The sequence below is a fragment of the Sporosarcina koreensis genome (genome assembly GCF_000826145.2).
Classification (GTDB): domain Bacteria; phylum Bacillota; class Bacilli; order Bacillales_A; family Planococcaceae; genus Sporosarcina; species Sporosarcina trichiuri.
Map to the genome: position 1 here is coordinate 335,551 of NZ_LN651336.1, position 13,830 is coordinate 349,380.

Below are 13,830 nucleotides of genomic sequence, written 5' to 3' on the forward strand. Positions count from 1 at the left end.
CCCCTTTCAGCCGGGTATCAAAACGGGTAAGATGATATACTGGTGTCAGGTATCTGAGAATGTTCCAAAGCAGATATACGGTATCCAAGATCCTGTCTGCGGTTACACGGCCCGACCGCCGGGCCTGCGGGATAGCTGACAGGATCCCTCCAAAACAACCTGTTACAGAACTGGAGCTGAGCGTACGTGACTTATGTGTTATTGCTGATCGGATTTGTCTTACTCATAAAAGGGGCGGACTTTTTCGTCGATGGGTCGTCCAACATTGCAAGGCTGCTGCGGGTTCCGCCGATCTTGATCGGGCTGACGATCGTCGCGTTCGGAACGAGTTCTCCCGAAGCGACGGTCAGTATCATCGCGGCACTGGAAGGCACGGCAGGCGTCGCGGTGGGGAATGTCGTCGGCAGTAACATTTTCAATATCACCCTCGTTGTTGGGGTCGCGGCGATTTTGTATCCGCTGAAAGTCGAGAGTGAAAACGTCAAGAAAGAGATCCCGTTCACGCTGCTCGCAAGCATTGCGCTGTTCATCGTCATGAGTGATGTGGCGCTGCAGGGCTTCGGCAGCAATATGATCACGCGGGCCGATGGGTTCATCTTCCTGCTGTTCCTGTCGATCTTCTTGTATTATGTGATCGAGCACGGTCTGAAAAGCCGGAAGGAGTCGATGAACGAACCCATGGCAGCTGTCAGCGGGTCGTGGGGGAAAAACATCCTCATCACCCTGCTCGGGCTTGCCGCTATCATCTTCGGCGGGGATCTGGTCGTCGATAACGGCACCGCGATCGCCTACTCCCTCGGGATGAGTGAGACACTTGTAGGTCTGACGATCATCGCGATCGGCACGTCGCTGCCTGAACTGGTGACGTCGATCACCGCGGCGCTGAAGAAAGAGAGCGAGATTGCGCTCGGCAATATTATCGGCAGCAATATCTTCAACATCCTGTTCGTGCTCGGTGTCTCTTCGGCCATTTCGCCGCTTGCGGTGGACGGCAAAGTGCTGATCGACGTCGTGTTCATGATCGCACTGACACTCGTCCTGCTCGTCTTTGCGCGGACCGGCTACCGCATCGGAAAACGGGAAGGCTGGGTGCTCGCTGCGTTCTATGTAATCTATCTGGTGTACATCATCGTTCGGAACTGACATCACGGCAAAAAGGCTGCCGGCTGCAAGGATTCCTTGCAGCCGGCAGCCTTTATTCAATCCAGTCCGGGTCAGTCCCGGATGTTCCTCACGTAACTCCATTTTTCCTGATCGAGCAGGTCGTTCATGTCCACTTGCACGTTTCCGCCCAGATAGACGATGTCCCCTTCGATCGCGACAATCATCGCTTCCATGTCAATTTCGCTGTCCGCCCTGCGGCAGATATCCCCGATGCCCGGGATGTAGACTTCCTGCAGGTCGTCGCCGGATGGTTCGTCTTCTCCATCATCCGTTTCCAGATCCGGGTCCTGAAGGTCGATGACCGTCGCACCGTCTGACAATCCGGGCACCATGACCCAATATTCGTTGAAACGGATACCGTTGGACTGGTTCGTGATGACCCCGTTCCCTTCGACGGACGAGACGGCCTCGATCGTATTCAGATGATGCTGGTCGAGCGGGTCCGGCTGCGGGTTGATGACGATGATGTAGTCCCCGACTTCAGCTTTGACCGTTTTGTCGAGCGTGTACCGTTCCCGGTTGAATACGAAACTGTCGAGGTGCTTCGGCTTATAGAAATCGATCTCTTTCGCTGTTGCCAGCTTCTGTTTGAAATCCTCCATGCGGATCAGATGGACCGACTTCTTGAAGAACGGCTTCACCGAATAGACCTTATGCAATTTGTTCTGATAGTAGACGAATTGTCCTTTCCGGACGTTGACGAGTTTCATTTTTTCTCACGCCTTTCCATAGATGTCGTTCGCAGTCTCCGTCCTTCATTCTCCCTGATGGTTCTGTAAAAAGCAATGACCATCATGATCAATATCAAAGAGAATGGCAGTGCCGCAATGATCAGCATGTTCTGGAACCCTTGGATGCCGCCGGAGTACAGGACGATCGCCGCCATACCCGATAACAGCAGTCCCCAGGCGATCTTGACGACGTTCGACGGATTCAGCTGTCCGCCCGTGGTGAACATGCCGAGGACGAATGTCGCGGAATCCGCGGAGGTGATGAAGAAGATCGCGATGACCACAACGGTCAGCAGCGACAGGACCGCGGTCATCGGATAATGGGTATACATGCCGAACGTGACGGTTTCCGTCGCCAGCTCGGATAATTTCGCAATGCCGTTCATCTGCACATTCAACGCCGAGCCGCCGAACACCCCGAAAAAGATGAAGGTCACGAGTGTCGGTGCGACCAGCACGCCGATGATGAATTGCCGGATTGTGCGGCCTTTCGATACCCGGGCGATGAACATTCCGACGAATGGCGCCCAGGAGATCCACCAGGCCCAGTAGAAGAGCGTCCAGTCATTCACGAAACCGCGCTGGGTGACATTGACCGGCTTCAAGTCGAAGCTCATCTGGACAAAATGGCTGATGTAATTGCCGAATGAGGTGACGGAAATATTCATGATGTAGACTGTCGGGCCGACGACGAACAGCAGCACCAGCAAAATGCCCGCAAGCCACAGATTAATGGTGCTGAGGTGTTTGATGCCGTTGCCGAGACCCGACCAGGCGGATGCGATGAATGTGACGGTCGCGATACCGAGAATGATCATCTGGAACCAGAACGTGTTCGGGGCATCGAACAGGAATGTCAGCCCGCTGTTGATCTGCGCGGAGCCGAAACCGAGGGTGGACGCCACACCGACAACCGTGGCGAAGACGGCAAGGGTATCGATGATCTGTCCCAGCGTGCCGCGCATCAGTTTCTGTCCGAGCAGCGGTTCAAGTGTCGCGCTGACAAGCCCTGGGGCGCCGACACGGAACTTGAAATACGCGAAAATCATCGCGACGACCGCATACAGCCCCCATCCATGGAAGCCCCAGTGGAGAAACGCATATTGCAGCGAGTCGAGGACAGCCTGTTCGGAACCCGGCTCTCCGTTCGGTGACTGAATGAACGCATGCGAAATGGTTTCCGCGGTCGTGAAGAACATCAGACCGATCCCCATTCCTGCGCTGAACAGCATGGCGAACCACGCCATCAGGCTGAAGTCGGGTTCGTCATTGTCCTTACCGAGTTTGACATTGCCGTACTTCGAAAACATCATATAGATGCAGAAGCTGATGAGGGCGATGATGACCAGTGTGTAGAACCAGCCGAAATCATTGGAGATGAGTGCCGTCGCCTGGCTGGTGATGCTATTAAGATTGTCAGGGGCTACGAACCCCCAGATGACAATCGCCATACAGATGGCGACCGCGTACCAGAATACGTTTGTTATGTGCAATTGAATTCCCCTATTCTCTATCCATCAGATTTCGCACGCCTTCGCGCCTGCCCCAGGCAGTCGGGCGGTTTACAGAAGTCCTGGTTTGAAACATATGTAATAAGAACCAGTAACAGGATACCGTCATTCCGCTTAGCGAATTCCGCGCCAGTAGTATAGTGTTCCACACAGCGCCCTCCTGCAAACCTTCAGACTGCAATTTTCTGTATGTCCAGCGGTATTGGCAGAGGTTATAGGAACTGAAAAGGCCGCCTGGACTGCAGCCAGGCGGCATATATGTTTATATTCATCGTGTTTCCTCAGCAGTCGTGTCACCCGGATCCGTCACCGGTTCCCGGCTTGCGGTTTGCAGAGCAGCATCGATCATTCTCCCACCATGCCGTCGTGGTCGTTGTCCCGCATGTATTTGTATAACCAGTGGTCGCTCGTGATCGGCATACTGAAGCCGGCCGCTTTCGCTTCGGCGATGGTCACCATGCCGTTCCCGTTTGCGTCCACGCTGGAGAGATCCCCTTCTTCGGAAGAAGGGGCAGCTGGTGCCGAAGGCGTGGATGGAGCAGATGGCTGTGATTCGTTTTTCGGTGCCGTCCCGCCATTGCCCGTCAATCCGAGCGATTCGTTCACACTGTCCGGGTTTTCATTGTCAAAATCCTCGGTGACCTGGTTGCCTTTCACCGTATAGGTGTAATGGTAATGGGATGGGATCTGGGTCTCCGTATCCGGGTAGGTGATGATCGCTTCGAAGTCCGTCGCACCGCCCGCTGTACGGATCACTTTTTCCATATAGGCCTGGTCGCCATGCCGGTTGAGCACACTGTCCTGCGGGGTGATGTTATACGCATTGGAGACGCCGCCCAGGGAATCGGCGATGACATGCCCTTCATCCAGCACGGGACTTTCCACGCCAGGGACCTTGGCTTCATCGGAATAATATCTGCCGGATGATGTTACCGATTCGTTGCTGTCGTCCTGCGGGATAATCTCGTCCGCCGTGACACGCACCAGCTGCCCATGTTCGTTCGTGAATCCCCAATATTCCCGGCCCCCGTATCCGATATCGACGACCGTATTCGGTTCACGTGTCCCCGAGAGGTCTCCGCCGTCAACGTCGATCAGGTGGTATCCGGCGAACCGTTCCTCTACCGGCTGGGCGGGCGGTTCCTCCGCTTTGGGCTCTTCTGCTGCTGGTTCCTCCTCTTCCGGTTCACCGGAAGCCGGCTCCTCCGCAGGAGCTGTAACGGGTGATTCGTTTTGACCTGTATTTGTTACGGCGGCCGTCTGCTCTTGTGAAATCTTCTGCTCGTCCGATTCCGCCGTATCTCCTGAATCGGTACAGCCGGCCAGCAAGATCATCATTGCCGATAAAATCAAATAGTTTAGTCTTTTCATTAATATAAACCCCTGTATATGGTATTTTATACGGATATCACAGGATTTACCTGCGCAACCGCATAAAAACCATAGTACGTCACATTCATCCGGGACGCAATGTAAATTTTCAATTTATGGAATGAAAAAGTGAAAGATCCCTCTCGCATCACCATCAACCTTATGCCTCCACAGCTTCCCGCAGCCATCTTGCCGTGGCTGTGTCCGCTTTCAGCATGTCGGCCGGAGTTCCTTCAAACATTACGGAGCCGCCTTGTTTGCCGCCGCCGGGACCCATCTCGATGATCCAGTCGCTCGCTGCGAGCAGGTCCAGATTGTGTTCGATGATGATGACCGTGTTCCCCCGCTCCACAAGCTTCTGAAAGACGTCGAGCAGTTTCTCCCGGTCGTCTGCGTGCAATCCGGACGAAGGTTCATCCAGCAAATAGATCTGGCCTTCCTTCTGCAGCTGGCTCGCGAGCTTGAGCCGCTGGATCTCCCCGCCGCTCAGGGAACTGGTCGTCTGGCCGAGCGTCAGGTAGCCGAGTCCGACATCTCGGAGCGTCTTCACCCGGTTCAGGATCTTCGGCTGCGTGAAATAGTCACCGGCTTCGTCGATTGTCAAAGCCAGGATTTCGATGATGTTTTTCCCTTCATACCGGTAGGACAGCGCTTCGTCCGAGTATCTAGTGCCGCCGCACGCTTCACAAGGAATCGTCACTGGATCCGCAAACGCCACTTCCGGCGTCAGCACACCCTTCCCTTTGCAGACGGGACAGGCGCCGAGTGAGTTGAAGCTGAACAGTCCCGCCGGCTGCCCCGTCGCTTTTGCGAATGTGTGGCGAATGTCTTCCATAATGCCCATGTACGTCGCCATCGTGGAACGGCTGGAGGTTCCGATCCCGCCTTGCCCCACGGTGATCGATTCGGGATAACGGCTTTTGAAGGCGTCGAGTATCAAGGAACTTTTCCCCGAACCGGAGACTCCGCAGACCGAGACAAAGACGCCTTTTGGAATCCGGATGTCCACGTTCCGCAGATTGTTGGTCGACGCTCCCTGGATGGAATAGCTGCCCGTCCGCTCCCTCGGGTGTCCGTTGACCCTCAGTTTGTGCTGCAGTGCGAGTGCGGTCGGGGACTCCGTCATGCCTGCGAGAGGACCTGCGTAGATCACTTCCCCGCCATTCGCGCCGGCACCCGGCCCCAGCTCGATGATTTCATCCGCCATCTGGATGACAGCCAGGTTGTGTTCGATGACGATGACGGTATTATGCTGCTGTTTGATGCGCTGCAGCATGTGGATCAGCAGCTCCCCTTCACTCGGATGGAGTCCCGCGCTCGGTTCATCGAAGATATACGTCATATTGTTCAGGCTGCTGCCAAGATGGCGGGCAATCTTCACCCGCTGGCCTTCCCCGCCAGACAGCGTAGCCATTTTCCGGGAAAGGCTCAGATAGCCCAAGCCCATGTCGATCAGCTGTGTCACGTACGGAATTGCCTGCCGAGCGATCGATTTCCCCATCGGCTCCTGGATGGCCTCGAGTTCCCGGAGGAGTTCCGGCAGCTCGAGCTGGTCGTAGTCCGCGATGTTCAGGCCGTTGATTTTACTGGCCAGCACTTCCGGATTAAGGCCGGATCCCTGACACGTCTTGCACGGAGCCTGGGTCGTCATCGCGAGGACATCCTCTTCGGTCAGCGTTTTCAGCTTGGAGATATCCCGGTTGATGTACACCCGTGTGAAGCGCGGCAGCAGGCCGTCCCAATCGGCTTTGTGCGGGCCGTCCTTCGTATGGAACGGCGCATTGACCCGTTCCCCTTCCGGCGGACCGTAGAGGAACAGTTCAAGCGTCTCCTCCGGATAGTCCTTCAGCGGCAGATCGGGGTCGAACAGTCCGCATGTCATCATCCAGTGGCCCTGCCAGCCGGTCGGCGACAAGGGCTTGAACTGCACCGCACGCTCCCGCAGCGATTTAGTGAAATCGACAAGCTTGTTCACGTCCGGTGCAACCACTTGGCCGAACCCTTTGCACTCCGGGCATCTGCCGAACGAGCTCTGGCTCGAGAAGTCCGTCGCGGACCCGATCGCCGGCTGGCCGATCCGCGAAAACAGCAGCCGGATCAGCGGATGGATATCCATGTACGTCCCGACCGTCGACCGGGTGCTGCTGCCGATCGGCTTCTGCTCCACGACGACGACCGGGCTCAAATTCTGCATCAGATCCGCCTGCGGCCGCTCGTACCGCGGCATCTGGTTCCGGACATAGAGCGGGTAGTTCATCGTCATCTGCCGCCGGCTTTCCGTCGCCAGTGTATCGAACACGACCGAGCTCTTGCCGGAACCGGACAGTCCTGTGAACACGACGATCTTCTCTTTCGGTATCGTCAGGTCGATGTTTTTCAGGTTGTTTTCTTTGAGCCCTTTGAGGATGATTTCGTCTTTGGCATTTGCCATGGATTGATCCCGTTCCCTTCATGTTTAATCATTCGTTTCTGTATACCCTACCATATCGGTTTCATGACTTGAGCGGATGGTGCTTAATGGGGCAGACCAGACGGTAGAAATCGAGCATATTTCTGTTTCATAAATTGAAACTAAAAATCCTCCAGGCTGATTCGCCTGGAGGACTGCATATACATCTTACGACTTAAACGAATCTCATCACCCTGCTGACGACGATTTACCGCAGCTCGATCCGGGCCACGCACTCGACATGTGTACTATGTGGGAACATATCCACCGGCTGGACTTCCTTCGTTTGATAGCCGCCGTCTTCCAGGATGCGGAGGTCGCGGGCGAGTGTAGCCGGATTGCAGGAGACATAGACGATGCGGGCCGGTTTGTGGGTGAGGATCGTTTCCAGCAGTTTTTCGTCGCAGCCTTTGCGCGGCGGGTCGACGACGAGGACGTCGAATGTCTTGCCTTCGCTGTACCATTTCGGAATGACGTCTTCCGATGCGCCTGTTTCAAAATGGGCGTTGTCGATGCCGTTCAGGACGGCGTTCCGTTTTGCGTCTTCGATCGCCTGCGGGACGATTTCGACGCCGTATACCTCTTTCGCCTGCTTGGCGAGGAACAGCGAAATCGTGCCGATGCCGCAGTAGGCGTCGATGACGGTTTCCTGTCCGGTGAGCTGGGCATATTCGAGTGCCTTGCTGTACAGCGTCTCCGTCTGAACGGGGTTCACCTGGTAGAACGACCGGGCCGAAATTTCAAAGTCGACGTCGCCGATCGTGTCGATGATGACGTCCTTGCCGTAGAGGCAGAGGGTTTGATCGCCGAAGATGACGTTGGTCTTCTGGGTGTTGACGTTCTGCATGATGGACGTGACGTCCGGCACGGTGCGTTTGATGGCGTCGATGACTTGCGCCGCTTCCGGGAATTTGCGGCGGGCGGTGACGAGGACGACCATGAGCTCGCCGGTCGCGCGTGCTTTCCGGACGACGAGGTGGCGCAGGAAGCCTTTGTGCGTGCGTTCGTCGTAGGTGTCGATACCGAGTATCTGCAGCTCGCGCTTCAGCATGGCCATGAGGTCGTCGGCTTCGGTGCTCTGGATGATACAGACGTCGGTGTCGACAATGTGATGCGTTTTTGAGCGGTAGAAGCCGGAGACGATCCGGTCCTCGCGCTCTCCGAACGGGATCTGGGATTTGTTGCGGTAACGCCATGGGTCGTCCATGCCGAGCGTCGGATGCACAGGGACGTCCGGGAGCTTGGCGATGCGGTCCATGACGTCCCGGACGGTTTTCTGTTTCTGTCTGAGCTGTGCGTCATACGTCAGGTGCTGGATCTGGCAGCCGCCGCATTCCGGATACACATGGCACGGGCCCGTGATGCGGTCGGGGGACGGCGTGAGGATGTTGAGCAGCTTGGCGAAGCCGTAGTTCTTCAGTGTCTTGCCGACTTTCACTTCGACTTCCTCGCCAGGCAGCGCGCCGGGGATGAAAAGCGGATAGCCCTGCACTTTGCCGACGCCGGAGCCGTCGTGCGTGAGGTCTTCTATTTGGACGACGAGTCTGTCGTTTTGGTGGACTGCATAGGTCATGGTTCGGTGCCTCCAGTTTGTGGTCTGACCTGTAGTTTATCATAGGTTGGCGGCGGGTGCTTGGGGGAATGGGCGGGTTGCGTGAATAGAGCGGTTCGTTGGCAGAATTGATCACTTGGCTGATGGTATTGATCGGTCCGGCAGTGCAATTGAGCGGTTGGCCGGTGGAATTGATCGGTTCGGCATTGGAATTGATCGGTTCGTCCCCGGAATGGAGCGCTCAGCGCTGCCACTCCCTCAACAGAAAATGCGGAGCGGCAGCGGAGCCGACCATTCAATCTTGGTTCTGATTGGTGGAAGGGCATTCAGCGCGGCAGAAGATTCGCATGCAACCAGATGGCCGGCCGCGGGAATGGAGCGGTTTGCCGGCGGAATTGAGCGCTCCGCTGTGTGAATTGATCGCTTAGCGGGAGGAATTGAGCGCTTCACCGTGGGTAATGATCGCTTAGCTGGGAGAATTGAGCGGTACGCCGCGGGAATGGAGCGGTCAGCCGCAAATTTTCGCTCCCCCCACCAAAAAGAGCTGCCCGCGGGCAGCTCTCCTCTCACTTCTTCTTTTTTTCATTCTTCAAAACCCATCCGTCCATCGGTGCCACGACGAACGCGGCGATGATCAGTCCGATGAGGACGATGAAAGGTGCATAGAATATGATGAACTGTTCCATAGTATCGTCTCCTTATGCATGGTAGTCGCCTTTGCCGCGGACATAATCCTTATCGAACAGGAACAGCCGCAGCACGAGATACAGCGCCGGAATGAGCAGGCACAGTCCGAGGATGAAGACGACGACGAGCGAGATGGCCATGGCCGGGTTCGTGAAGCTGTCGTAGATCGTCAAGTACGGATACAGCAAGTACGGGTAGTGCGATGCGCCGTAGCCGTAGAACGCGAAGGCGAACTGGCCGGCGAGCATCGCGAACGCCCAGCCGTACTGGCGCTTCGTGTAGAGCAGGAACACCGTGCCGGCGAACAGCAGTGCGGAAATCAGGAACATCGGCCAGAAGTTCTGGATGTTGCTGTAATGCTCCGGCTGATAACGCCGCAGCTCGACAATGATGCCGCCTGCTGCGATGATGGTCGGCAGCGCCCACGTCAGTGCGTAGCGCCGCAGCAGCGCAGCGGCTTCCGTGTCTCGCGCCTTATTCGCATACCATGTCAGGAACACGGCAGAAATGTAAAGCGTCGCGGACAGGCTGAGCACGACGATGGACCATGTCAGCGGGCTCGTGAACAGCTTCCAATAGTCGAGCACCGGATTGTCGTCCACCAATTCGATGAAGCCGCCTTCCGAGATCGTCAGCACGATCGACAGCGACGCCGGGATCAGCAGTCCGGCGAGACCGTACATGAACGAATAGCCTTTGTGCCCGCGTGCCCCGTACGTCTCGAACGCATAATACGAGCCGCGGATTGCGAGCAGGATCAGCCCGAAGCTGACCGGCACGAGCAGTGTCGTGCCGTAGTAGAACGCCGTTTTCGGGAAGAACCCGATGATGCCGACGAAGAAGAACACGAGGAAGACGTTCGTGATCTCCCAGACTGGCGACAGATAGCGCTGGATGACCCGGGTGAGCACGCGCTCTTTCCCCGTGATCAGGCTGTAGGCATTGAAGAACCCTGCACCGAAATCGATGGCGCCGACCATGATGTAGCCGAACAGGAACGTCCATAAGACGCTGATTCCGAGTATCTCGAGGTTCATCGCACATCACGTCCTCTCATCGCATGGCGGTCTTCCAGTTCCTTCTCGACCGGGTTGCGGCGGAACATCCGGCGCAGCACGACGATACTGCCGACACCGAGCACGAGATACAGCCCGGCGAACAGCACGAGCATGAGGTCGACCTGACCACTTGTTGTTGCCGCTTCGGACACTTTCATGATATCCCGCAGGATCCATGGCTGCCGTCCGACTTCTGCGAACCACCAGCCGAACTCGATGGCGAGTACCGACAGCGGGCCGCCGAGCACGATCAGCCAGCGGAACCATTTACTTGAGACGAAGTTCCAGTTCCGCCACTTGCCGAGCAGGAACACGGCGGACAAGAGCGACAGCCACATGCCGATGAACACCATGAAGTTGAACAGATAGTGGATGTACAGCGGCGGCACTTCATCTTCCGGGAACTGATCGAGCCCGGTCACTTCCGCGAATGGGTTGTTCGCAGCGAGCACGGACAGGCCATACGGGATCTTCAGGGCGTACTTGACTTCATTGTCCTCGGTCAAGACCCCCATGAGGATGAGCTCCGCCTTATCGGTCGTCTCGAAATGCCATTCGGCGGCCGCGAGTTTCTCCGGCTGGTATTCCGCAAGATATTTCCCGGAGAAGTCGCCGATGATCGCAGCGCCGATCGAGAAGATGAAGCCGACTTTCAGCGTCAGCATGAGCGCTTTCTTGTGATAAATATGGTTCGACCCGCGCAAGAGCCGGAATGCTGCAATGGACGCCAGAAGGAACGCTGCGGTCATGAAGGCGGTCACGACGACGTGCGCCACTTTCGTCGGCATCGCCGGGTTGAACATCGCGAGCAGCGGGCTGATGTTGACGAGCTCTCCGTTGACGATGTCAAAGCCGCGTGGTGCGTTCATGAACGCATTGACGATTGTGATGAAGACTGCCGAGAACGCAGCTCCGAGCGCTACCGGAATGAGCAGCAGCAAGTGTTTCTTCTGGTTTTCGAAGCGGTCCCACGTATACAGGTAGATCCCGAGGAAGATCGCTTCGAAGAAAAATGCAAAGGTTTCCATGAACAGCGGAAGTGCGATGACATTCCCGGCTAGTTCCATGAAATTCGGCCATAATAAGGACAGCTGCAGGCCGATTGCCGTCCCGGTCACGACGCCGACCGCCACGGTGATGACGAATCCGCGAGCCCACCGTCTGGCGAGCAGGATGTAATGTTCGTCGTTCTTCTTGATGCCCACCCATTGGGCGATCATGATCATGAGCGGCACCCCGACACCGATGGTCGCATAGATGATATGGAATGACAGCGTCAATTCGGTGAGGACCCGCGAGAAAAATACGGCTTCTTCATTTCCCATCCAAGTTGCCTCCTTGTAGTGAATAAATCGTACGATGTGTCAGCTGAACAATCTGCCGAGAATGGACAGAAGCATGATTCCCGCGACACCAAACGCCAGCCACATGAGGACTTTTTCTTGTTTCTTGTACATCGGGACACATCCTTTCGTTCTCCTGTTACCCTTATTCTACTTGTTTCTATTAGGGTTTTCCCTAATCAGGATTGAAATATGCAGGTTTGGGTATAGAGATGTGACAGATGTGTAACGGGGGTTCAAATAAATACTTGAATTATTCTAAATTAAGTGGTATAATTGATCAATTAAGCGAGGTGAACACAATGAAATTAAAACGGAAAGTACTTGCCTATATTACGCGGGGCGAAGAAGAGGACCGGGACCTTCTTGTGTTCGAACACAGGGACCACCCGGAAGCGGGGCTTCAAGTTCCCGGCGGGACGATCGAGCGGGATGAACTGCTGATCGACGCGCTGTACCGGGAAATCGAGGAAGAATCGGGCATCCGCCGTGACGAGCTGATGCTGTGCGGCAAGCTGCACAAGACAAACTTCTTCCCAAAGGACAAAGACGAAGTACTGGAACGGAACGTCTTCCATTTCGACTATCTTGGAGATCATGATGGCGAGTGGGATTACCAAGTGCAGGGCGATGGGAAAGATGAAGGACTCATCTTCCACTTCAAATGGCTCCCTGTCGAGGAACTGCCGAAACTTGCAGCGAAGCAGGATGCTGCCTTGGAGTTCATCGAATAACAGAACGCGGAAAGCAGCGGGCAGATGCCTGCTGCTTTTTTGTGTGGGGGGATGGTGTGCCGGTTCGCTTCCTGAGTTCGTGAAGCGATCCATTCCTGCAGCTAAGTGATCTATTCTACCGGCGGACCGCTCTATACTTCTGCTAACCGCTCCATTCGAACGCTTAACCGCTCCATTCCGCCGTCTGACCGCTCTATTCGAACATTTAACCGCTCTATTCACCCGCCCGCTTGAGTGCTCTGCCGCCCGCGCCATCTTCTTCAAACAAAAAAACTCCGCCAAGGCGGAGTTTCCGGGTACAGCTATCACCACGTACGGTCCTGTTCGCGCAGTTGGTCGAACGGGACGCACATCTCGATATGACAGGACAGGTTTTCGAAGACAGCGGGAGTCTTTCCGCCGTACTCCCCATCCAGATTGATGAGCACTTCCTCTTCTGATGTTACTTTCACAGATTGGGCTTTGCGTGAGATGACGAGCGGATCATTGAGATGTTCCCCCCGTACAGCGAGCGTGACCACCCTGATGAATTCGGCGATGTTGCACTTTTTCAGGATGAGCACCGTGAACTTCCCGTCGTTGATGCTGGATTCGGGAGCAAGTTTCTCGAAACCGCCGACGGAGTTCGTCAGGCCGACGAGGAACAGCATCGCTTCATCGTCAAACACTTCTCCGTCATATTCAATCTTGACCCGGCTTGCGTGGATGGACGGCAGCATCTCGATGCCTTTCAAATAATACGCAAGCTGCCCGAGCATCGTTTTCAGCCGGGACGGCACTTCATAGGTCAGTTCCGTCATCCGGCCGCCGCCTGCGATATTGATGAAGAACCGGTCGTTCATCTTGCCGACGTCGACAGGGATTTTCTTATCCTCCAGGATGATATCGAGCGCTTTGTCGATATCGCGGGGAATCCGGAGCGCCCGGGCAAAGTCGTTCGTCGTGCCCATCGGGATCAGACCGATCGGAGGGCGGTTGTCGTAACCGGAAATGCCGGCGACGACTTCGTTGAGCGTTCCGTCACCGCCTGCTGCGATGATCAGGTCGAAGCCGCGTTCCACTGCCGCCGCGGCTGCAGTTGTCGCATCCCCTTCACAAGTCGTCGCATGGGCGGACGCTTCATATCCTGCCTGTTCGAGCCGGATCAGCACCTCCGCCAGGTTTTTGCGGAATGCTTCCCGTCCAGCCGTCGGGTTGTAAATAATACGAGCACGCTTCATACGTTGTTCC

General features: G+C 55.9%; 12 protein-coding genes. 3 read left to right on the forward strand and 9 right to left on the reverse strand.

Features of this window, described 5'->3' with window-relative positions; translation table 11 throughout:
* Positions 1 to 186: 186 nt before the first annotated feature.
* A complete protein-coding gene (locus tag BN1190_RS05470; RefSeq protein ID WP_040285959.1) occupies positions 187 to 1,143 on the forward strand; it encodes a calcium/sodium antiporter in 957 nt (318 codons plus the stop codon).
* Positions 1,144 to 1,214: 71 nt separating this feature from the next.
* Here the strand turns inward: BN1190_RS05470 and BN1190_RS05475 are convergent, their stop codons facing one another.
* From BN1190_RS05475 to rlmD, 5 genes are all read right to left on the reverse strand, one after another.
* On the reverse strand, positions 1,215 to 1,874 hold the full coding sequence (locus BN1190_RS05475; RefSeq protein ID WP_040285960.1) for a hypothetical protein: 660 nt from the start codon (positions 1,872 to 1,874) through the stop codon (positions 1,215 to 1,217).
* The gene (locus tag BN1190_RS05480) at positions 1,871 to 3,388 is read right to left on the reverse strand and encodes a BCCT family transporter (protein ID WP_040285961.1); all 1,518 of its coding nucleotides are present in this window, start codon (positions 3,386 to 3,388) and stop codon (positions 1,871 to 1,873) included. Before BN1190_RS05480 ends, BN1190_RS05475 begins: the two co-directional genes overlap by 4 nt.
* A gap of 363 nt (positions 3,389 to 3,751) precedes the next feature.
* Positions 3,752 to 4,777 (reverse strand): DNA/RNA non-specific endonuclease, encoded by a 1,026-nt coding sequence (locus tag BN1190_RS05485; RefSeq protein ID WP_040285962.1) that lies wholly within the window; start codon positions 4,775 to 4,777, stop codon positions 3,752 to 3,754.
* 160 nt (positions 4,778 to 4,937) lie between these two features.
* A complete protein-coding gene (locus BN1190_RS05490; protein WP_040285963.1) occupies positions 4,938 to 7,208 on the reverse strand; it encodes an ATP-binding cassette domain-containing protein in 2,271 nt (756 codons plus the stop codon).
* A 226-nt stretch (positions 7,209 to 7,434) separates the two neighbouring features.
* Positions 7,435 to 8,799 carry a 23S rRNA (uracil(1939)-C(5))-methyltransferase RlmD gene (gene rlmD / locus BN1190_RS05495; protein ID WP_040285964.1) on the reverse strand — a complete coding sequence of 455 codons (1,365 nt, stop codon included), beginning with the start codon at positions 8,797 to 8,799 and terminating at the stop codon, positions 7,435 to 7,437.
* A 98-nt stretch (positions 8,800 to 8,897) separates the two neighbouring features.
* Between rlmD and BN1190_RS14825 the strand changes: the two genes are divergently transcribed.
* Positions 8,898 to 9,089: a hypothetical protein gene (locus tag BN1190_RS14825; protein WP_144036074.1), complete on the forward strand. Its 192-nt coding sequence runs from the start codon at positions 8,898 to 8,900 to the stop codon at positions 9,087 to 9,089.
* A 255-nt stretch (positions 9,090 to 9,344) separates the two neighbouring features.
* Here the strand turns inward: BN1190_RS14825 and cydS are convergent, their stop codons facing one another.
* From cydS to BN1190_RS05510, 3 genes are read right to left on the reverse strand one after another with little or no spacing between them, the layout of a single operon-like run.
* Positions 9,345 to 9,464: a cytochrome bd oxidase small subunit CydS gene (gene cydS, locus BN1190_RS15370; protein WP_425313921.1), complete on the reverse strand. Its 120-nt coding sequence runs from the start codon at positions 9,462 to 9,464 to the stop codon at positions 9,345 to 9,347.
* A 12-nt stretch (positions 9,465 to 9,476) separates the two neighbouring features.
* Positions 9,477 to 10,502, reverse strand: a complete 1,026-nt coding sequence (locus tag BN1190_RS05505) for a cytochrome d ubiquinol oxidase subunit II (protein ID WP_040285966.1) — start codon at positions 10,500 to 10,502, stop codon at positions 9,477 to 9,479.
* The gene (locus BN1190_RS05510; RefSeq protein ID WP_040285967.1) at positions 10,499 to 11,848 is read right to left on the reverse strand and encodes a cytochrome ubiquinol oxidase subunit I; all 1,350 of its coding nucleotides are present in this window, start codon (positions 11,846 to 11,848) and stop codon (positions 10,499 to 10,501) included. The genes BN1190_RS05505 and BN1190_RS05510 overlap by 4 nt, the downstream gene beginning before the upstream one ends.
* A gap of 320 nt (positions 11,849 to 12,168) precedes the next feature.
* Between BN1190_RS05510 and BN1190_RS05515 the strand changes: the two genes are divergently transcribed.
* Positions 12,169 to 12,600 (forward strand): NUDIX hydrolase, encoded by a 432-nt coding sequence (locus tag BN1190_RS05515; RefSeq protein WP_040285968.1) that lies wholly within the window; start codon positions 12,169 to 12,171, stop codon positions 12,598 to 12,600.
* 305 nt (positions 12,601 to 12,905) lie between these two features.
* Here the strand turns inward: BN1190_RS05515 and BN1190_RS05520 are convergent, their stop codons facing one another.
* Positions 12,906 to 13,820 carry a diacylglycerol kinase gene (locus BN1190_RS05520; RefSeq protein ID WP_040285969.1) on the reverse strand — a complete coding sequence of 305 codons (915 nt, stop codon included), beginning with the start codon at positions 13,818 to 13,820 and terminating at the stop codon, positions 12,906 to 12,908.
* Positions 13,821 to 13,830: the final 10 nt, after the last annotated feature.

What these genes read in the sequence shown, in the direction of transcription:
- BN1190_RS05475 (WP_040285960.1), bottom strand. Translation starts at nt 1,874, where the DNA reads ATGAAACTCGTCAACGTCCGGAAAGGACAATTCGTCTACTATCAGAAC.
- BN1190_RS05485 (WP_040285962.1), bottom strand. Translation starts at nt 4,777, where the DNA reads ATGAAAAGACTAAACTATTTGATTTTATCGGCAATGATGATCTTGCTG.
- BN1190_RS05490 (WP_040285963.1), bottom strand. Translation starts at nt 7,208, where the DNA reads ATGGCAAATGCCAAAGACGAAATCATCCTCAAAGGGCTCAAAGAAAAC.
- rlmD (WP_040285964.1), bottom strand. Translation starts at nt 8,799, where the DNA reads ATGACCTATGCAGTCCACCAAAACGACAGACTCGTCGTCCAAATAGAA.
- cydS (WP_425313921.1), bottom strand. Translation starts at nt 9,464, where the DNA reads ATGGAACAGTTCATCATATTCTATGCACCTTTCATCGTCCTCATCGGA.
- BN1190_RS05505 (WP_040285966.1), bottom strand. Translation starts at nt 10,502, where the DNA reads ATGAACCTCGAGATACTCGGAATCAGCGTCTTATGGACGTTCCTGTTC.
- BN1190_RS05510 (WP_040285967.1), bottom strand. Translation starts at nt 11,848, where the DNA reads ATGGGAAATGAAGAAGCCGTATTTTTCTCGCGGGTCCTCACCGAATTG.
- BN1190_RS05515 (WP_040285968.1), top strand. Translation starts at nt 12,169, where the DNA reads ATGAAATTAAAACGGAAAGTACTTGCCTATATTACGCGGGGCGAAGAA.
- BN1190_RS05520 (WP_040285969.1), bottom strand. Translation starts at nt 13,820, where the DNA reads ATGAAGCGTGCTCGTATTATTTACAACCCGACGGCTGGACGGGAAGCA.